Annotated in this window: 19 protein-coding genes and 3 rRNA genes; 17 read left to right on the forward strand and 5 right to left on the reverse strand. The window is 42.4% G+C overall.

Annotated elements, in window-relative coordinates; all coding sequences use genetic code 11:
* The 13 genes from ABMY35_RS05630 to rpoS all read left to right on the forward strand — a co-directional run.
* Positions 1 to 386: ribosomal RNA gene (locus tag ABMY35_RS05630) — 23S ribosomal RNA — on the forward strand; the annotation flags it as partial.
* A gap of 93 nt (positions 387 to 479) precedes the next feature.
* Positions 480 to 593 (forward strand): 5S ribosomal RNA (gene rrf, locus ABMY35_RS05635).
* 43 nt (positions 594 to 636) lie between these two features.
* Positions 637 to 750, forward strand: a 5S ribosomal RNA gene (gene rrf / locus ABMY35_RS05640).
* Positions 751 to 893: 143 nt separating this feature from the next.
* On the forward strand, positions 894 to 1373 hold the full coding sequence (locus tag ABMY35_RS05645; RefSeq protein ID WP_349285381.1) for a DUF2947 family protein: 480 nt from the start codon (positions 894 to 896) through the stop codon (positions 1371 to 1373).
* Between the two features lie 49 nt (positions 1374 to 1422).
* Positions 1423 to 2043, forward strand: a complete 621-nt coding sequence (locus tag ABMY35_RS05650) for a hypothetical protein (protein WP_349285382.1) — start codon at positions 1423 to 1425, stop codon at positions 2041 to 2043.
* 26 nt (positions 2044 to 2069) lie between these two features.
* On the forward strand, positions 2070 to 2345 hold the full coding sequence (gene ftsB, locus ABMY35_RS05655; RefSeq protein ID WP_349285383.1) for a cell division protein FtsB: 276 nt from the start codon (positions 2070 to 2072) through the stop codon (positions 2343 to 2345).
* A gap of 1 nt (position 2346) precedes the next feature.
* A complete protein-coding gene (ispD, locus tag ABMY35_RS05660) occupies positions 2347 to 3045 on the forward strand; it encodes a 2-C-methyl-D-erythritol 4-phosphate cytidylyltransferase (protein ID WP_349285384.1) in 699 nt (232 codons plus the stop codon).
* Positions 3038 to 3514 carry a 2-C-methyl-D-erythritol 2,4-cyclodiphosphate synthase gene (gene ispF / locus ABMY35_RS05665; RefSeq protein ID WP_349285385.1) on the forward strand — a complete coding sequence of 159 codons (477 nt, stop codon included), beginning with the start codon at positions 3038 to 3040 and terminating at the stop codon, positions 3512 to 3514. The genes ispD and ispF overlap by 8 nt, the downstream gene beginning before the upstream one ends.
* Positions 3511 to 4542 (forward strand): tRNA pseudouridine(13) synthase TruD, encoded by a 1032-nt coding sequence (locus ABMY35_RS05670; RefSeq protein ID WP_349285738.1) that lies wholly within the window; start codon positions 3511 to 3513, stop codon positions 4540 to 4542. Before ispF ends, ABMY35_RS05670 begins: the two co-directional genes overlap by 4 nt.
* The gene (gene surE, locus ABMY35_RS05675) at positions 4539 to 5288 is read left to right on the forward strand and encodes a 5'/3'-nucleotidase SurE (protein ID WP_349285386.1); all 750 of its coding nucleotides are present in this window, start codon (positions 4539 to 4541) and stop codon (positions 5286 to 5288) included. Before ABMY35_RS05670 ends, surE begins: the two co-directional genes overlap by 4 nt.
* The gene (locus ABMY35_RS05680) at positions 5289 to 5930 is read left to right on the forward strand and encodes a protein-L-isoaspartate(D-aspartate) O-methyltransferase (RefSeq protein WP_349285387.1); all 642 of its coding nucleotides are present in this window, start codon (positions 5289 to 5291) and stop codon (positions 5928 to 5930) included.
* An 82-nt stretch (positions 5931 to 6012) separates the two neighbouring features.
* Positions 6013 to 6819 (forward strand): peptidoglycan DD-metalloendopeptidase family protein, encoded by an 807-nt coding sequence (locus ABMY35_RS05685; protein WP_349285388.1) that lies wholly within the window; start codon positions 6013 to 6015, stop codon positions 6817 to 6819.
* Between the two features lie 59 nt (positions 6820 to 6878).
* Positions 6879 to 7862, forward strand: coding sequence for an RNA polymerase sigma factor RpoS (rpoS, locus tag ABMY35_RS05690; RefSeq protein WP_349285389.1), 984 nt, complete (start codon positions 6879 to 6881; stop codon positions 7860 to 7862).
* 64 nt (positions 7863 to 7926) lie between these two features.
* Here rpoS and mutS read toward each other — a convergent pair whose 3' ends face one another.
* Positions 7927 to 10518 carry a DNA mismatch repair protein MutS gene (gene mutS, locus ABMY35_RS05695; RefSeq protein WP_349285390.1) on the reverse strand — a complete coding sequence of 864 codons (2592 nt, stop codon included), beginning with the start codon at positions 10516 to 10518 and terminating at the stop codon, positions 7927 to 7929.
* A gap of 22 nt (positions 10519 to 10540) precedes the next feature.
* Here mutS and ABMY35_RS05700 point away from each other — a divergent pair, with 22 nt between their 5' ends.
* The 3 genes from ABMY35_RS05700 (at position 10541) to ABMY35_RS05710 (ending at position 13072) form a co-directional block, all read left to right on the forward strand.
* Entirely contained in the window at positions 10541 to 11032 is a 492-nt protein-coding gene (locus ABMY35_RS05700) for a CinA family protein (protein ID WP_349285739.1), read from the forward strand.
* A gap of 66 nt (positions 11033 to 11098) precedes the next feature.
* Positions 11099 to 12145, forward strand: coding sequence for a recombinase RecA (gene recA, locus ABMY35_RS05705; protein ID WP_130254550.1), 1047 nt, complete (start codon positions 11099 to 11101; stop codon positions 12143 to 12145).
* 252 nt (positions 12146 to 12397) lie between these two features.
* Positions 12398 to 13072, forward strand: a complete 675-nt coding sequence (locus ABMY35_RS05710) for a hypothetical protein (RefSeq protein ID WP_349285391.1) — start codon at positions 12398 to 12400, stop codon at positions 13070 to 13072.
* A gap of 117 nt (positions 13073 to 13189) precedes the next feature.
* On the opposite strand, the gene recG is transcribed toward ABMY35_RS05710, so the two are convergent.
* The 3 genes from recG to asnC are packed head-to-tail and all read right to left on the reverse strand — an operon-like array spanning position 13190 to position 16509.
* Positions 13190 to 15277 carry an ATP-dependent DNA helicase RecG gene (gene recG, locus ABMY35_RS05715; RefSeq protein WP_349285392.1) on the reverse strand — a complete coding sequence of 696 codons (2088 nt, stop codon included), beginning with the start codon at positions 15275 to 15277 and terminating at the stop codon, positions 13190 to 13192.
* A gap of 26 nt (positions 15278 to 15303) precedes the next feature.
* Complete coding sequence (gene trmH, locus ABMY35_RS05720; RefSeq protein WP_349285393.1) at positions 15304 to 15999, reverse strand: tRNA (guanosine(18)-2'-O)-methyltransferase TrmH; 696 nt, start codon at positions 15997 to 15999, stop codon at positions 15304 to 15306.
* 51 nt (positions 16000 to 16050) lie between these two features.
* Positions 16051 to 16509, reverse strand: a complete 459-nt coding sequence (gene asnC / locus ABMY35_RS05725; RefSeq protein WP_058031017.1) for a transcriptional regulator AsnC — start codon at positions 16507 to 16509, stop codon at positions 16051 to 16053.
* Between the two features lie 191 nt (positions 16510 to 16700).
* On the opposite strand from asnC, the gene asnA reads away from it, so the two are divergent.
* Positions 16701 to 17696, forward strand: coding sequence for an aspartate--ammonia ligase (gene asnA, locus ABMY35_RS05730; protein WP_349285394.1), 996 nt, complete (start codon positions 16701 to 16703; stop codon positions 17694 to 17696).
* A gap of 215 nt (positions 17697 to 17911) precedes the next feature.
* Here asnA and ABMY35_RS05735 read toward each other — a convergent pair whose 3' ends face one another.
* Complete coding sequence (locus ABMY35_RS05735; protein ID WP_349285395.1) at positions 17912 to 19516, reverse strand: FapA family protein; 1605 nt, start codon at positions 19514 to 19516, stop codon at positions 17912 to 17914.
* Positions 19517 to 19582 lie beyond the last annotated feature (66 nt).

Below are 19582 nucleotides of genomic sequence, written 5' to 3' on the forward strand. Positions count from 1 at the left end.
TCCTGGGGCTGAAGTCGGTCCCAAGGGTATGGCTGTTCGCCATTTAAAGTGGTACGCGAGCTGGGTTTAGAACGTCGTGAGACAGTTCGGTCCCTATCTGCCGTGGGCGTTTGAGAATTGAGAGGGGCTGCTCCTAGTACGAGAGGACCGGAGTGGACGAACCGCTGGTGTTCGGGTTGTGATGCCAATTGCATTGCCCGGTAGCTACGTTCGGAATCGATAACCGCTGAAAGCATCTAAGCGGGAAGCGAGCCTCGAGATGAGTTCTCACTTTAACTTTGAGTTAACTGAAGGGCCGTTGGAGACTACAACGTTGATAGGCTGGGTGTGGAAGTGTAGTGATACATTAAGCTAACCAGTACTAATTACCCGTGAGGCTTAACCATACAACGCCAAAGTGGTTTTAGCTCAGAAGCTAATATGAACTAGAGTAGAAGTTTTAGAAATTATCAGATTTTTCCAGATTTTAACCAAATTTGCTTGGTGACCATAGCGTTTTGGAACCACCTGACTCCATGCCGAACTCAGAAGTGAAACGAAACAGCGTCGATGATAGTGTGGGTCTCCCATGTGAAAGTAGAACATTGCCAAGCACCTATTTAAAAAATAAGAATACGAACAAATTCAAAGAATTTGCCTAGTGACCATAGCGTTTTGGAACCACCTGACCCCATTCCGAACTCAGAAGTGAAACGAAACAGCGTCGATGATAGTGTGGGTTTCCCATGTGAAAGTAGAACATCGCTAGGCACCAAATTTTAGCCCCAACTCGAAAGAGTTGGGGTTTTTTCGTTTTGAGTCTTAAAAATTAAATAACAAATTATCATTCACTTTTCATTTAAACATAGTGATAATCCCACCTCACTAACCGCGAGCAAAATTTAAAGGTCACAATGAATTATATTCCCCTCAATGAATTCAAAAAGGCTTGGGTGTTTAGGCATCAAGACTTGAAAATTGCCCCGACTGATCTTGAAAAGATTAGACTTATGTCTCCGACACGTTCAGCTGTGCTTTGGTCTACTATGGTTAGTCGTGAAAAAGATCATCCAGACTTTTTCACTGAAAATGAATGGGCTGGGCAACCAAGTTCATGGCAAGAAAACTTGAACTGGGAAAAAGACTGGGAGGCGGGATTAGAAGAGCTACCAGAGAGCATAAATGAATTTCTAAAGTGGGAAAACAATACAACGGTCTATTTTTGCTTAAATAGAGACTGTGTGATTGAAACCCAGTTTGATGTTTTCAAACGTTGTTGGCAAAACTTTATGTTCCTTGCTGATGGTTGTTTATTACTTGGTAAAAAGCGCGATACGGTTGCACAGTTCTTAGAAAATGGTGATGTTAAACTGGGTAATAAACCGAAGGGCTAGCAGTAATACGTTGCACATGCTATAAAAACTGCAGTAACCAAAGAAGGGGATGTCAGTGCAGAGTGTGCAACAAGCTCAGCTATGGAACGATGAAAAAGAGCGGTTAATGTTTGCTGAGCTGGTTAATGTTTTCTACGCCAGAGAAATTCCAGCGCTTGCTGCTGTTCATAATGACCAGAAACTACGTAAATCATTGGCCAGTTTACCCTTCTATGTTGAACGCGCTGCACGGCATATAGTGCAAGGTGATATTCCGCTAGAGTTAGATTCACAAAATGGTGGTTGGCTTGCACCTCAGAAAAAGCTACCCTCTCAAGATCTAGAGCAAAACGCTTCATTTTATAAAAAACATGCTAAAACAGGATTAGTAATTCCTGTGCTAAAAGAGCATACGGGTTATCAGTCTTTGACCTTAGACTGTATTGATCAAGTTGACAAAAATAGTTTTCACAGCAACTTAAGTGGATGGTTTTTCTTTTCAGGCGCATCTCAATCCAACCCTAATCTTCAAGTACTAAAGCCAAGCAAACAGGTCATGACAGCAGCGTGCTGTGGTCATCAATGGCAATTTAATAAAGCAGTGCCTCCTAGAAGGCTTAGTTTGCGCGAGATGCTATTAGCCAGTATGATCAATTGGAAAAATGTTCGTTCTATGAAACGTAATGTTTGATTAATTTGTTATTGGGAAGTGCAGTTTTGCGTATATTTCAGTTTCTACTTCTTAGCCTTGCGCTATTTCTTCAGTATAAATTTTGGTTTGGCCATAATGGTATGCAAGATTATACGCGCTTGAAAAGTGTTGTAGACACGCATGAGATAGCGAATGAGAAATTAATTAAACGAAATAAGCTATTAAAAGCAGATATTGACGATCTTAAACTTGGTTTAGAAGGCGTTGAAGAAAGAGCAAGACATGAGCTTGGTATGATCAAGCCAAATGAAACCTTCATTAGAGTCTTACCGAATAAATAACATGAATAATTCTCCTATTATTGCTGCTGTTGTACCAGCTGCAGGTGTTGGCAGCCGTATGCAAGCAGAGATCCCAAAGCAGTATTTAAAAATAAATAATAAGTCTATTTTAGAGCACACAGTGGATAAGCTCAGCTCTATGAGTGAGCTTAACACCATCATGTTAGCGATTAATCCTGAAGATACGCTATTTAATTCTCAACAGTTTAGTACGATCAAAGTGCAAACTACTGAAGGTGGTAAAGAGCGAGCAGATTCAGTTTTAAATGCACTAAATGCACTTGAGACGCTAAACCCTGATTGGGTTTTAGTACACGATGCTGCAAGACCAATAGTGCAAATCGAAGATATACAAAAGTTGATTGCTAGCTGCTTTGAAAAGCAAGAAGGCGGTATACTTGCAGCTAAGGTCAAAGATACCATTAAACGTGGTCAACAATATAGCGAAGAGACCGTACCTCGTGTCGAATTATGGCAGGCACTTACACCTCAGTTATTTCCCTATCAGGCACTAAAAGATGCTCTGAAGACTTGTTTATCTGAATCAAAACTTATTACGGATGAAGCTTCAGCCATGGAGCTACAGGGTAAGCCAGTGTTACTCGTTGAAGGCCGCAGTGATAATATTAAAATTACCACGCCAGAAGATTTACGCTTAGCCGCGTTTTTACTAAAAGAGCAGGAAGAAGAAAATGATTAGAATTGGTCACGGTTTTGATGTACATAAATTCGGTGGTGAAGGCCCGTTAACGATCTGTGGTGAGAAAATTCCTTTTAAGCAAGGCTTTATTGCTCACTCTGATGGTGATGTTGCTATTCATGCTCTATGTGATGCTTTGCTCGGTGCAATGGCACTTGGCGATATTGGTAAACACTTTCCAGATACGTCTGCTGAGTTTGAAAATATAGACAGTCGTATTTTACTCAGACAAGTTATGGAACAGGTTACAGCGCTAGGCTATAAGCTCGGTAACTGCGATGTCACTATTGTTGCGCAAGCACCAAAAATGAGACCGCATATTGATAACATGCGTGCCAACCTTGCTGCTGATTGCCAGGCAGAACTGACTGAGGTAAATGTGAAAGCTACAACGACAGAAAAACTAGGCTTCGAAGGTCGCAAAGAAGGCATTTCAGCTCATGCAGTTGTGTTATTGGTTAAAGCATAATGGAATTGCACTATCTGTATGGCAAGCCCGAAGCAGTAGCTGATTTTAAAAGTCAGCCAGAAGATTTCATTGTAGATGAAATACTGGATATCGAACTGACCGGCGAAGGTGAACATGTCTGTTTGCATATTATTAAAAAACAGATAAACACCTTAGATGTCGCTAAGAAAATCGCAAAACAAGCTGGAACACATGTAAAAAATGTCAGTTATGCGGGACTCAAAGATCGCCATGGTGTTTGCAGTCAGTGGTTTAGTGTACCTGTTCCTATCAAGAAAGACGTTGATTTTACAGAACTAAACGATGACTTTATTTTTGTTACTCAGCAAAAGCGCCATAATCGAAAACTAAGAACAGGCTGTCACTCAGGTAACCGCTTTACGATCACACTAAGAAACATTGATAAGCCATTAGATATTTTGTCACGTATTAATGCAGTGCGTCAGGGCGTACCAAACTACTTTGGTGAACAACGCTTTGGCCATGATGGTCACAATCTTACTATGGCTGAGCGCATGTTTGCAGGTGAACATATTCGCGACAGAAAATTACGTAGCATTGTTATTTCTGCTGCGCGCTCACACATATTCAATCAACTTGTGAGTATGCGAGTAGAAGAACATGGCTTAGCTAAGACCTGGCATAGAGAAATCTTTATGCTAGAAGGCTCTAATGCGTTCTTTGAAGATGATATCAGCGATGAGAACATTGCAAGGTTAACCTCTGGAGACATTTGCTTGTCGGCGCCTCTGGTCGGTAAAGGTGAAAAAGGGTTAATTGCGCAGGAAAAAGAGTTTCTTGAAGCCTTTAGTGCTTGGCATCATGGTCTTGCCGAATTAGGATTAAAAAATGAGCGCCGCGCTCTACGATTGATCCCCATAGATCTAGAAGTGAAAACTTTGTCGTCAGACAGTATTGAATTACGTTTTGCACTACCTAAAGGGACATTCGCAACAGCAGTTCTTAGAGAGCTTGTTAATTACGTTGATGTGAATAAAAGCGCATTTGCAAATAAGGAAGAACGATGAAGATTTTACTCAGTAACGACGATGGAGTTCATGCAAAAGGAATATCCATATTGTATGAAGCCTTGAGCAAAATTGCCGATGTGACCGTTATTGCCCCTGATAGAAACTGTAGTGGCGCAAGTAACTCTTTGACATTGTTAAATCCATTGCGTGCAACACAATTAGACAATGGTTTTTACTCAGTAAATGGCACGCCGACAGACTGTGTTCACCTTGGTGTGAATCAGCTTTTAGATGAAGAGCCAGATTTAGTTGTGGCAGGCATTAACAATGGGGCTAACTTGGGAGATGATACACTCTATTCAGGTACTGTAGCTGCAGCCACAGAAGGGCGTCACTTAGGGTTACCTGCAATTGCAGTTTCTCTATGTTCAAAAAAAGAAGCGTATTATGAAACCGCAGCTGAAGTGGCGGTGAAAATAATCAAACAATTAAGTTCCCATCCGCTTCCTAAAGATCAAATTATCAATATTAATGTGCCAGATATTCCTTTAGCTGAATTAAAAGGGATCAAGGTAACGCGTTTAGGTGCACGCCATAAAGCCGACACTATGACTAAACAAATTGATCCTTGGGGGCGAAGTGTTTTTTGGTATGGCTCGCTTGGCTCTGAAAGTGATGCAGGCGAAGGCACTGACTTCTATGCTGTTAATCATGGCTATGCTGCAGTGACTCCGCTTAAGGTTGATATGACAGCGAATGAGAGCATCGATGCAATGTCTTCTTGGCTGGAAGGGGCCAACTAAGTGCTTGGCAATTATGCCCGTAGTGCAGATGCTTTAGCTGAGCAATTAAAAGCATCGGGAGTACAAGATAAAAAGGTGTTACAGGTAATCAAAAATACCCCTAGACACCTTTTCATTGATGATGTGCTAAAACATAAAGCCTATGAAAATACGGCATTGCCCATAGGTAATGGGCAAACTATTTCTCAACCATTTATTGTTGCAAAGATGACAGAAATTTTGCGACAAGTTGGTGTAAAAGGTAAGGTTCTTGAGATAGGTACAGGCTCTGGTTATCAAAGCGCGGTGTTAGCACAAGTGTTCGAACAGGTGTTCAGCGTTGAGCGAATTAAATCACTGCAGTGGCAAGCAAAGCGACGTTTACATCAACTAGACTTATACAATGTCTCCATGAAACATGGTGATGGTTGGCAAGGTTGGCAAACCAAAGGGCCATTTTCTGGGATTATTGTCACGGCAGCGGCAAAATCACTACCTCAAGCTTTACTTGAACAACTCGAAGACGATGGCGCTTTATTGCTTCCCATAGGGGAAGAAGAACAAGTATTAACGCTTGTGGTACGAAAAGGCGAGCAATTTATAGAGCATAAAATGGCACCAGTACGCTTTGTCCCGTTAATAGCGGGAGAAATTTCACTATGACCTTGCCTAACCTCTTCTTATCTTGTTATTTTTAATAAGTTAATCGTCAACTTTACTGGGTAAATGAATGCAAGCAGTGAACATGTTCATTATTTTGTTACTAATTGTGTTCATTGCAGGATGCTCATCAACGCACACACCTGCCCCCGTCACTTCTTTGACTTATGCTGATTCATTATCATCAAGAAAAATCATTATCAGAAACAATCGGTACACGGTGCAAAAAGGCGATACGCTGTTTGCTATTGCTTTTACCGCTAACAGGGACGTACGTACGATTGCAGCCCTAAATAATATCAAACCACCATACACAATTTTTCCAGGTCAAAAGTTAGTACTAGCTAAACCTAAAACGCGCAATAAAAAACGCACTCCACGCAAAGTTGTTAAAACAGAGACTATTGATAAGAAACAAAAAAATAACAACTTGGTAAAAAAAGATCTTGCGAAGCCAAAACAACGGGAGTATGTTCAAAAACAAGCCACTCAAAAAGTAAACACAGCAGCATCGAAAAAGAATGGCAAAATTGATTGGCAATGGCCGGCTCAAGGGCAAATAACCAAGCGCTTTTCTAACAAAGAGCAAGGTTATAAAGGCTTGCAGATCAAAAACAAATTAGGAACATCAGTAAGTGCGGCAGCAGCAGGGACAGTCGTATACGCAGGAAGCGCGTTGAGGGGGTATGGTAATTTAATCATCCTGAAACACAGTGATGATTACCTAAGTGCCTATGCTCACAACGATCGACTACTTGTTCGGGAGCAGCAAAGAGTTAAAGCTGGGCAGAAAATTGCCGAAATGGGAAATACGGATGCAACGCAAACGGCTTTGAGGTTTGAGATTCGCTTTAAAGGCCAAGCGGTAAATCCTAAGAAGTATTTACCATAAATGCTTTTATTACTGACTGTATGATGGATTAATACCACTCACTCGCTTGGGAGGATGATATGGCTCAAACAGCAAAGAAAGAGACTAAGAAGCTAGTCACTGCAGAAGCTGAAGTTGATGAAGCAGTACTAGATGACGAAAAAATGGAACTTTTGGAAGATGTCGAAACGGAAGATGATGTTTTTGCAAAAGAAGAAACCGTTAAGAATTTAGATGCAACCCAGTTGTATTTAGGCGAAATTGGTTTTTCCCCTCTATTAAGTGCCGAAGAAGAAGTTTATTTCGCGCGTAAAGCACTTAAAGGCTGTGAGGCTTCTCGCAAACGCATGATCGAAAGTAACTTGAGATTAGTGGTTAAAATTGCCCGTCGCTACAATAATCGTGGCCTTGCACTTCTTGATTTAATAGAAGAAGGCAATTTAGGCTTGATCAGAGCGGTTGAAAAATTTGACCCAGAACGAGGCTTTCGCTTTTCAACTTATGCAACGTGGTGGATAAGACAAACCATAGAACGTGCAATTATGAATCAGACTCGTACGATTCGCCTTCCTATCCATGTTGTTAAAGAACTTAACGTTTACCTTAGAACAGCTCGTGAACTGACACAAAAGCTTGACCATGAGCCAACTGCAGAAGAAATTGCAGAATGTCTTGACCGCCCAGTTGAAGACGTCACTAAAATGCTTCGCCTGAACGAAAAAATTACCTCTGTTGATACACCTATAGGCGGTGAGAATGATAAAGCGCTACTAGATATTATTGCAGACGAAAAGGGACACGGTCCTGAAAATGAAGTTCAAAGCAATGATATCAATAAGCATATTGTTGATTGGCTCGGTGAGCTTAACCCTAAACAACGTGAAGTGCTAGCAAGACGTTTTGGCTTACTGGGGTATGAACCTTCAACACTAGAAGATGTTGGCAGAGAAATTGGTTTAACACGCGAGCGTGTAAGACAAATTCAAGTTGAAGCCCTTAGACGTTTAAAAGATATTCTACAGCATGAAGGCCTAAATATAGATAGCCTTTTCGAGCAACAATAAGCTTAATTTAATAATAAAAAACCACTTCAACTGAAGTGGTTTTTTATTATTTATAATTGACAGATTAATTGAGTAAGCCTTTTAATTTATAAAGTAACTCATGTGCCTGGCGAGGAGTCAGATCATCAGGATCAATGTGCGCAAGTTGTCGTTCAACTTCTGACTCTTGCATAACAGGCTCTAATGGTAATTGACCTTGTGACTGAGCGGTTGGCTTTTGTTCGTCAATCACACTTTCATGTTGCTCAAGACGTTTTAACTTCTCTTTTGCCATGGCTAAAACGGGTTTTGGCACACCCGCGAGCCCTGCGACCTGCAGACCAAAACTTTTACTCGCAGCCCCATCTAATACCGTGTGCTTAAAGGCAATTGTATCGTTGTGTTCTACTGCATCTAAATGCACGTTTACAAGCCCTGTTTGTTGCTCTGCCAGCTCCGTTAGCTCAAAGTAATGTGTTGCAAAGAGGGTTTTAGCATTGAGCTTACTCGCTAGGTAGTCAGCGGTTGCATAGGCCAGAGATAAACCATCATAGGTGCTGGTACCACGGCCGATTTCATCCATTAATACTAGAGAGTTCTCGGTCGCATTGTTAAGGATCGTGGCGGTCTCGGTCATTTCTACCATGAAGGTTGAGCGACCAGAAGCAAGATCATCACTCGCGCCAATTCTTGTAAATATACGGTCAATGTGGCCGATACGCGCTTCACTCGCTGGTACATAAGAGCCAATGTGCGCCATCAAAGTGATAAGCGCCGTTTGACGCATATAAGTCGATTTACCACCCATGTTAGGACCTGTAATGATCAGCATTTTGCGTTGTTCATTGAGTTTCACTGGATTGGCAATGAATGGCTCTTGACTAACATGCTCAACAACCGGGTGACGACCATCAATGATGTCGATGCCACTTTCTAGCGTTAACTCAGGTTTGCAGTAATCGAGCGTTTGTGCACGCTCAGCTAACGTATTCAATACGTCTAAGTCAGCGAGTGCTGCAGACATTAATTGTAGTTGCTCTAGGTAAGGCGCAATATATTCGAATAACTGCTCGTACAATTGTTTTTCAAGTGCAAGGGCTTTGCTTTGACTGCCTAACACTTTGTCTTCATGCTCTTTCAGTTCAGGAATGATATAACGCTCGTTATTTTTAAGCGTTTGGCGACGAATATATTCAGGTGGCACAAGGTGAGAGTTAGCGCGGCTGATTTCGATGTAAAAGCCATGCACCTTGTTGTAGCCAATTTTAAGTGTGCTTATTCCAGTGCGCTCACGTTCACGCACTTCTAATTTTTCAAGAATATCGGTTGCACCTTGGCTCAGTGCTCGCCACTCATCGAGTTCAGCGTTATAGCCAGTTGCAATTACGCCACCATCGCGGATCAGCACGGGCGGATTATCAATAATCGCTTGCTCTAAGAGTGACTGTAGCTTAGGTAATACAGGCGATTGATCGCAAATCTGCTTTATACGTGGATCGTCTGCCTCATCGAGTAAAGCATGCAATGGTGCAAGGGCTTGCAAGGCACCGCGCAAACGCGTTAAGTCGCGAGGTCGAGCAGTACATAGCGCAAGACGCGCCACTACACGCTCAATATCGCCAATATGTCTTAAGCTGTCATAGAGCTCCATACAAATTTGGCTGTTGATCAAGCTGGCAATGGCATTTAGTCGGGCATTTAATTCGTTGCGATCACGTACCGGTGTATGAATACGACGCTTTAATAAACGTGAGCCCATCGGTGTCGCGGTTTTATCTAATACTTGTGCTAGGGTGTTTTCGATCCCGCCAGATAGGTTGACTGTGAGCTCTAAGTTTTTACGCGTTGCCGCATCTAAGATCACCGCATGTTCGTTCTTCTCAAGGGTAATGGCACGAATATGTGGCAGAGCAATGCGTTGTGTATCTTTAACATATTGCATCACACAGCCAGCAGCGATTAAGCCTGTATGTGCTTTTTCAACGCCAAAGCCGATTAGATCTTGTGTACCAAACTGCTGGCAAAGCAAATGTTTAGCAGTATCTAAATCAAATTCCCAATCAGGGCGACGACGACCGCCTTTGACTTGCTCAAGTAAAAATAGATTTTGGAATGACTCAGGGTAGAGTAATTCTGCGGGTTGTAGGCGCTGTAGCGTCGAAACCAGTGCTTCATCGGTGTTTAGTTCAACAATGTTAAAACGGCCTGAGTTGATATCAAGATAAGCGACGCCGTATTGGCCTTGTTTATTCTGATAAACGCTGGCAAGTAAGTTGTCTTGACGCTCTTGTAACAAAGCTTCGTCACTGACCGTACCCGGTGTGACAATACGTACCACTTTTCGCTCAACTGGCCCTTTGCTGGTGGCAGGATCGCCAACTTGCTCACAAATCGCTACTGACTCCCCCATCTGCACTAGGCGAGCAAGATAGTTTTCAACTGCATGATAGGGCACACCCGCCATTGGAATAGGTGCACCGCCTGCCTTACCGCGATGGGTCTGTGAAATATCGAGTAGTTGTGCTGCACGAATCGCATCGTCAAAGAACAATTCATAAAAGTCACCCATGCGATAAAACAGTAAAATGTCTTGATGATCCGCTTTGATCCGCAGATATTGCTGCATCATGGGAGTTTGTTGTTTTATAGTATGTTCTGAATATAAATCTATCGACATGCAATGACCTAAAAGGATAATGATGGAGCTACAGCAACAAGTGAGTACTCTAGCGTCAAAGTTGGGCGCTATTTTAGCTGATAAACGACTGACGATCACTACCGCTGAATCATGTACAGGCGGAGGAGTGAGTTATGCGCTTACCGATACATCGGGCAGTTCACGATATATTGACCGCTGCTTTGTCACCTACAGTAATGAAGCTAAGCAGGTATTGCTGGGGGTAACTGAAAGTACCTTACAGGAACACGGTGCAGTCAGTGAACAAACCGTGTTAGAAATGTGTGCAGGCGCTGCAAAAGCTGCCAATGCAGACTTTGCTATTGCAATTTCGGGAGTCGCTGGGCCTACAGGAGGCAGTGATGAAAAACCGGTAGGTACTGTGTGGTTTGGCCTATTTTTGTCGGGAAAACAGCATACCTATCATTGTGTTTTTACTGGAAATAGAGCAGAAGTTAGAGAGCAAGCTATTGTTTTTTCTTTAGAAAAATCAATTGAGCTATTAAATTCATAAAAATATGCTTGATACTGTAATTTCATACAGTATACTTACTGGCATTACGCAAGATTGGAGAAGCAAATGAACGACAATAAACAAAAGGCACTAGATGCCGCGTTATCACAAATTGAACGCCAATTTGGTAAAGGTTCAATCATGAAACTAGGTGATAGCCAAGCGTTAGACATTGAAGCAATTTCTACTGGCTCACTAGGTATTGATATCGCATTAGGCATAGGTGGTTTACCAACTGGTCGTATTGTCGAGATTTATGGTCCTGAATCATCAGGTAAAACAACGCTTACTCTTCAAGTTATTGCCGAAGCCCAAAAGCAAGGTAAAACATGTGCATTCGTTGATGCTGAGCATGCATTAGATCCAGTCTATGCAGAAAAGCTGGGTGTTAATGTTGACGAGCTGCTTGTTTCTCAGCCTGACACGGGTGAGCAAGCATTAGAAATCTGTGACATGCTAGTTCGTTCAGGTGCAGTAGATGTAGTGATTGTTGACTCGGTAGCAGCACTAACACCTAAAGCTGAAATTGAAGGTGATATGGGTGATGCACACGTTGGTCTTCAAGCGCGTCTAATGTCACAAGCTTTGCGTAAGCTAACTGCTAATATCAAACGTTCAAATACGCTTTGTATCTTCATCAACCAAATTCGTATGAAAATTGGTGTGATGTTCGGTAACCCAGAAACAACGACAGGTGGTAATGCGCTTAAGTTCTACTCATCAGTACGTATTGATATTCGTCGCATTGGCTCGGTGAAAGATGGCGATGAAGTAGTGGGTAACGAAACACGAGTTAAAGTTGTTAAGAACAAAGTTGCACCGCCATTTAAGCAAGCTGAATTTATTATCATGTATGGTCAAGGTATCTCTAAAGAAGGTGAATTAATTGACCTAGGTGTGAAGCACAAACTGGTTGAAAAATCAGGTGCATGGTACAGCTACAACGGCAGCAAAGTAGGTCAAGGTAAGTCTAACTCAATTAAATTCTTAAAAGAGAACGTTGAGATCGCTAACGAGATTGAAGGCAAGCTAAGAGATATGCTTTTACTTCAAGCGACTATCCAGCCTGAAGAAGGTGAAGATAAAGGTCTAGCGGAAGGCGCAGAGCTTTAACCGCCAACTAAATTCAGAATATCAAACAACATCTCCAAAGCCTGCTTAGCAGGCTTTTTTTGTTTTTATACCTTGTTGATTCTTTTTACTACAGATTGCTGGTGAATATGCCGCAGCTATACAAGTGTTAAGAAAAGTGCATAGGTAAACACCTATTCAGATTAAAGAAATTTTAAATTGGTGGTTTATCTTTTTTATAATCTCTTTAAACTTATAGTGTTTCTTATTTAAAAATAAGGTTACCGTAAGTCTATGAAAATACACCTTGGTCGTCGCGCATTTTCAGCCATGGAACTACATACTTTGTTTCATGGATATATTTACGGTGATGAAAAGCAAAAGCGTGAACAGCCAAAGCACTGGCACTTCTGGTTGCCTTTGATTGCTTATTATACCGGTGCTTATAGCGATGAAGTTGGCAATTTAACCCTTGATGATGTGGTAAAAATTGAGGGCGTGCATTGTTTTAAATTTGCGACACACCAGAAAATTCAATCTAGAGTAGTGCCTATTCATACTGCACTTTGGCAAGCTGGATTAGAACCGTATCTAGAGTTTGTAAAAAGCCAAAACGAACAGCGTTTGCTGTTTGACCTGCCAGCAAAAACAGGACGCTACAGCGAAAAAGTGCGTATTTGGTTTTCGGGTGAAGGCAAGCGATTAGGGTATTTACAAAAGTGCGATATTCCAAGTATTGATCAGCAAGGCCACAAAACGTCAGTAAGTAGCCTACGTTTGAACTTCGAACAGCAAATTCGTATTTCAGCCATTCAACACTTAAACAAACCTGCATTTCATTATTTATTAGGTCTAAAAGATAATGCTCTATTAAAAGAACCTACCCCACAGTTGTTAAAAAAGATCATTGCACCCGTGCGCGTGATCAATTCATCTGTGCATTGGCAGCGCTTTTTAGAAAGGCATTGATTTTTGTTTTTAGGTTAGTTGACATGTTTTAGTGATTGTCGGGCTAAAGCCGCGACCTACTGGTGAAAGAGAGCTTTTAGCGTAGGTGGTCATTTATGGCGACAATTTATTTAGCAATCAGGCCATAGCTAACTCTGATTTACCACCTAGCCAGCGGGCTACAAGCGGCTTCACTGTCTCAGGTTGTTGCTGCATCAAGGTAAAAGCCAGTGCGCGAACTTGAGGTAATAAGTGCTTATCACGAGTTAGGTCTGCCACTTTAAACTCGGCTAAGCCGGTCTGTTTAGTGCCAAGCACTTCACCTGGGCCGCGAATTTCTAGATCTCGCTCAGCAATCACGAAACCGTCATTACTGTCTCTCAGAACGCCTAGACGCTTTTGCGCAGTGACAGACAGTGGCGCATGATAAAGTAGTAGGCAATGCGATGCGATGGCACCCCGGCCAACACGCCCTCTTAGCTGGTGGAGTTGGGCTAATCCTAAGCGTTCAGGGTTTTCGATAATAATTAAACTGGCATTGGGGACGTCGACCCCAACTTCAATCACGGTTGTCGCAACTAATACATGGTATTCACCAGCTTTAAAAGCCGCCATGATCTCTTGCTTTTCTTGTGGCTTCATTCGGCCATGCACTAGGGCTATTTTTAATTCTGGCAGTAATTCTTTTAATTGCGCAGCGGTGTCTTCAGCAGCTTGGCATTGTAAAACCTCAGATTCATCGATAAGCGTACATACCCAATAAACTTGGCGCTGATCTTCTATACAGGCACTTTTCACCCTTTGTATCACTTGCTCACGGCGTGTATCAGGCACTGCAACTGTGGTGATTGGCGTGCGCCCCGGAGGCAGTTCATCAATGACAGACGTTTCTAAGTCTGCATAAGCGGTCATGGCTAACGTTCGCGGAATAGGTGTGGCAGTCATAACTAACTGGTGCGGATAGCAGTTATTAAATTTCCCCTTTTCTCTGAGCGCTAAACGTTGATGCACACCAAAACGATGCTGCTCATCTATGATGATCAATGCCAGATTATGAAATTCGACTTGCTCTTGGAATAGCGCATGGGTGCCGATCACCATCTGGGCTTTGCCAGAAGCGATGCTTTCCAGTACTTGTATGCGCTCTTTGCCTTTGGTTTTGCCACCTAACCAAGCGGTTTCTATACCTAAGCTACTGAACCAATTTTTAAAACTAATGCCATGTTGTTCAGATAAAATCTCAGTCGGTGCCATTAATGCCACTTGATAACCCTTGGCAATGGCAGTCAAAGCACTGAGCGCAGCAACTAAGGTTTTACCAGAGCCCACATCACCTTGGACTAAGCGCATCATAGGATAGGGCTGTTGTAAGTCTTGCTTTATTTCTGCCACGACGCGACTTTGCGCATTGGTTGGACTAAACGGTAGCTGAGCTAAAAATTCAGGTTCGAGTTTATTCGTCGGTGGTAAGGATACCGCTTGTACTGCCTGACCTTTCTGGCGCAGTTGCAATAAACTGAGGTTTTGCGCTAACAGTTCTTCAAATGCTAAACGCTGCTGCGCGGGATGCTCCCCCAATTCGAGTAAACTCAAGTCGGTATCTTGAGGTGGTCGATGAAGTTGTAATACTGCGTCTTTTAAACTCAGTTGATTAGGGCGATATTGCTGCGGTAAATATTCTTCTAAATCGTATTTATCGAGTAAGTCGAGTGCTTTGTTGGCAATGCTACGAATACTCAGTTGCTTTAGGCCTTCGGTTGTTGGGTAAACCGCGGTTAGGGTTGCGAGGTTCGGATCTTGCGGCTCAGTGGGACAACTGCGAATATTGTATTCTGGGTGAGCCATTTCAAGCCCAGCCCGTCCTCGTCTTACCTCCCCGAAACAACGGATAATTTTACCGGGTGACATGGCATTCTTTTGTGCAGCATTAAAATTAAAGAAGCGTAGCGTAAGTCTACCGGTCCCATCGTTAACGTGACAAACCAACATGCGACGTTTACCGAAGGTAATATCACTGTGCTCAATTTCAGCTTCAATACTGACATGAGTATGCGGCATTAACTCATTAATCGTATAAGTGCGTGCGCGGTCTTCGTAGCGAAGTGGTAAATGAAATAGCATGTCTTGCACAGAAGCAATGCCTAATTTAGCTAAACGTTCGGCAACTTTAGGCCCAACACCTTTGAGCTCAGTGATCGGGTAGTTGGCTAAATTAGGACTCGACATACTATTCCTTAATGATTTTTATATGACTACTTTTGCTTGAACTTAAGCGTGTTCCAGAACGCTTCATCTGCGACAATTTCACCTTCATCATCGAGTGCAGGGTAAGGTAAGCCTTTCTCCACACAGCGATTCGCAATAATAGGATGGCAGCCTTCAAACAGGAGTTTGTGTTTAACCTCAGAATCTAACATATCGTTGCGATCGTAAAGGCCTGCTTCTTCACGCTGTCTTTGTGCTTCATATAAAATCAGTGCTGCAGCCACCGATACATTGAGTGATTGCACCATACCAGCCATTGGAATAACAATGTGCTTATCGGCATGGGCAAGTGCTTTATCTGAGATACCTAAACGTTCTTGACCCACGATCACAGCCGTTGGCTTGGTGTAATCAATTTCGCGGAAATCAACGGCTTCATCGCTGAGGTTAGTTGCCAACAATTGAATGCCAGGGTTCTGCTCGCGAATTGCAGCAACCGCCTGATCAATATCATCATGCATGTGGGTCTCAACCCAGTTTTTACTGCCGCCAGAGGTGTTGTTGGTTAAACGACGCTGATCTTGTGGCCATACAGCATGTACATGGTGGCAGCCTACAGCGTCAGCTGTGCGCACAATGGCAGATAAATTATGATGTTTATGCACTTCATCTAAACATACCGTTAGGTCGGTTTGGCGTCTGTCTAAAACCTGCTTTACGCGATGAAAACGTTTATTGTCCACGGTTACTACTCTAATTCTCAAAATTGCGCCGATTATACGCGTTTATCGCGCTTAGGGCATTACTTCACGGCAAATTGGGTTTTGCAATGAAATCAGTGTTTCTGTTGATTGAATTGCTTCTATGGTTTGTATTTTATTGATCAGAACATCTTGTAGGTGATCGATTGAACGTGCCATGACTTTAATAAAAATACTGTAGTTGCCTGTGGTGTAATAAGCCTCTACAACTTCGTTAAAGCCTCTTAGCTGCTCAATGGTGCTCGGGTAGTCACCCGCATGTTTTAGGTTAACCCCGATAAAACAGCAAACGTCATAACCAAGTTGCTTTGGATCTATGGTGACTTGCGTACCAAGTATGATCCCCGCTTGCTTCATCTTCTCAACTCGAACGTGAATAGTTCCCGAACTCACAGCAAATCGTTTTGCTAATTCGGCATAAGGTGTACGCGCATTATCCATTAATGCGTGCAAAATCGATTTATCGAGATTATCGATCTGATAATTTTCCATGCTTTTAAAGGCTCATAATTTATGAATCATTAAAATTTACCTGAAATTTTTAATGAAAAATATAGCGTAAAGGTATTTTTGTTGTTGGATCTTGTTTTTATGTTCGAATTTGTTGACGATGGATTTAACAGCACAGAGCGAGCTGGGTTGCAGACTCCGTGTAATCGAATATTGGGAATGAGGAACCAAATATGAAAACAAGTTATCTAGAAACACAAAAACAGATCAGCGCCGTGAAACGTTTTTTCTCGGAGCAACTAGAAAGCCAGCTTGGCTTGTTAGAAGTTCAAGCGCCTATTTTGGCTAAAGTAGGTGACGGCATTCAAGATAACTTGAGCGGCACAGAAAAAGCGGTTTCGGTTAAGGTAAAAACATTACCAGAAGCGAGTTTTGAAGTGGTGCACTCACTGGCTAAATGGAAACGCAAAACTTTAGGCGATCATGGTTTTGCTGTCGGTGAGGGGCTATATACGCATATGAAAGCGTTGCGTCCTGATGAAGATAAATTATCTCCAATCCACTCTGTCTTTGTTGACCAGTGGGATTGGGAAAAAATCATCTGCGCTGACAGTGAGCGCTCTCTAACAAAGCTTAAATCTACTGTTGAAACATTATTTTCAGCCATTAAAGCAACTGAGAAAATGGTGGCGAGCGAGTATGGCTTAACGCCATTTTTACCAGAAAAAATTACTTTTGTGCACAGTGAAGCATTGCGCCAAATGTACCCTGACTTTACCGCTAAGCAGCGCGAAAAGGCCATTGCACAAGAATATGGTGCGGTATTCTTAATTGGTATTGGCGGTGCATTAGGTGACGGCGAAATTCATGATTTGCGTGCCCCTGACTATGATGACTGGTCTACAGCCACTTGTGATAAATATCAGGGCCTGAACGGCGATATCCTAGTTTGGAACCCAGTGCTTGAAGATGCGTTTGAGATCTCCTCTATGGGTATTCGTGTTTGCCCTGAGTCGTTAAAGCGCCAGTTAGCGATTACTTCAGATGATGCGCGTTTAGAGCAAGATTGGCACAAACAGCTGGTGGCGGGTGAGATGCCGCAAACCATAGGCGGTGGTATTGGACAATCACGCTTAGTGATGTTGATGCTACAAAAACAACATATTGCACAAGTGCAAGTAGGCGTGTGGGGCGATGAATTAAAGCAGCAAGTTGAAGGTGTGTTGTAAGCTCGGTAGCACCGACTTTACGCCGGGTTTTGTTTAGCTAGCGAGTTCTTAGGGTAAAGTTAGCGAGTTGACATGATGAATTGTAGGCGCAGGTTTACCCTGCGCTTTTTTATGCGCGACATAAAGCCGTGACCTAAAGGTGTAAAAGGGTCATTTGGTATGTCTTTATTTATGAAAATAAGTTTTATGAACCACCTAACAAAAACAAATGGAGTTTAAAACTCAATCTTTACTTCATTATCGACGAGCTTGGCTGTACAAGGAGGGTATTGTCTTTGTGTTTTATAAACGCGATCAAAAATATGGATCTCTACATCACTGTTTAAGGCTTTATTAACCGTTAATTGGGTATTGTCGAGTAAGTCATGTAAGTGGTGATCTAACTCGCTGAGCTGCTTTTCTAGTTGTTCAGCTTGTTGGCAATAATGTTGCTGAGTTGCCAAAATCTTTTGCATGATTGTTTTTTTCTTGTCAGCGTCTTTTAAATGGTCTGCTTTTTCTACCGCTTGCTGAAGGGCATTTAGCTGCTCTTCAACACCAGAGAGTTCTTTGACACATTCATCAGTTTTGGCCGTTAAAGCCATCCCGCTGCGCGCCAAGAAAATATTCATTTTGGTACCAGTTGATGTGCCAATTTCTCCTGCAATCACTTTCTGTGCATCAATGATTTCACCACCGATTAACTTACCGTTTGGTTTGTCACCATCGCCAATGGTAATAGCATCAAATGCTTTTAGGTCACAGTGGTTGCTTTGTTTGTGTACAGTAATGTTATTTGCTTCAAGGTAAGCATATTGGCCATGAGAGACCTCAATATTTCCCCCAGCTATAAGCTTACAGGTAAGTTCTTCATCATTGTGTTGATGGTCGAGATGACCAATAGCAGCTTGCTTTACTTCAATATTTCCCTTTGTTTGTATTTCGGCTGACTCTACGCTGCCAAGGATTGTGACATCACCTTTGGCGATAATTTTCATTCCTGGTGCAACACTTTTGCTGACGATCACACTGCCATCAAATTCAATGTGACCACTTTTAACACTGACTTCATCGATGGTAAAAACATCGTCCACTCTCAAGCCATTATTGATTTCGCTTGGGCAGCCCGATAGTGTAGCAATCAGTTGTAGAGGGTTTTTAGTGGAGATTTCGGTGCCTTCACCTGCTGTTAACTGAAAAGTATTACCTGGTTTGGCAGGTAAGATCTCTCCTAAAACGTTAAAGCCATCAGTGCCATTTGTAGCAGGAATTTGTGTTGCTAATAATGTACCTTTTTCGACACTTGCTAAAGCGCCAAAGTCGCGCATGTCGACGCTACCATCTTCACGAAGTTTGGGTTGTTTTAAGCGTTGTTTTAACGTGCAAACATGCAGTTTTAACGTGGCAGGCTCGCCGTTGGTTGGCATTCTTCCCTGTGCAAGCATTTCTGAAACTTCATCTCCGGGCTGAGCTAGATGTTGCTTCTTAAGTAAATTCTCAAGGTAGACATTTTTGAAACCACGGGTAACGCCAGCGGCAATTAGTGCTTTTTTAGCCTCTTCGAGCGAAATGGCCTTACCGCCATAGGCGACTGTAATTGTACCAACTGCTTGCATTTTCTCTTCACAGACATCGACTTTAAATGTGGCGTCATGCTTAATGGCGACCGCTAAAATCTTTTCTGTTTGATCGCCTTTAAAATACGCTTTAATACTCTCGTGATCGACTTCACATTGCGCAAACGGCGACTGTTTTAAGGCATCAAGAATAAAGCCTTCGCTCGGAGGCGCGGCTTGAGCGATGTCCATTAAAATTTTGCCATTGTGTGCAAGTTTAAACACGTTATCTACCTTATAAAGCGAAAACCTAATACTTTTGTTTAGTTAAATTTGTTTTAACTACCTCCA

Source organism: Pseudoalteromonas sp. BZB3 (assembly GCF_040104455.1).
GTDB lineage: Bacteria > Pseudomonadota > Gammaproteobacteria > Enterobacterales > Alteromonadaceae > Pseudoalteromonas.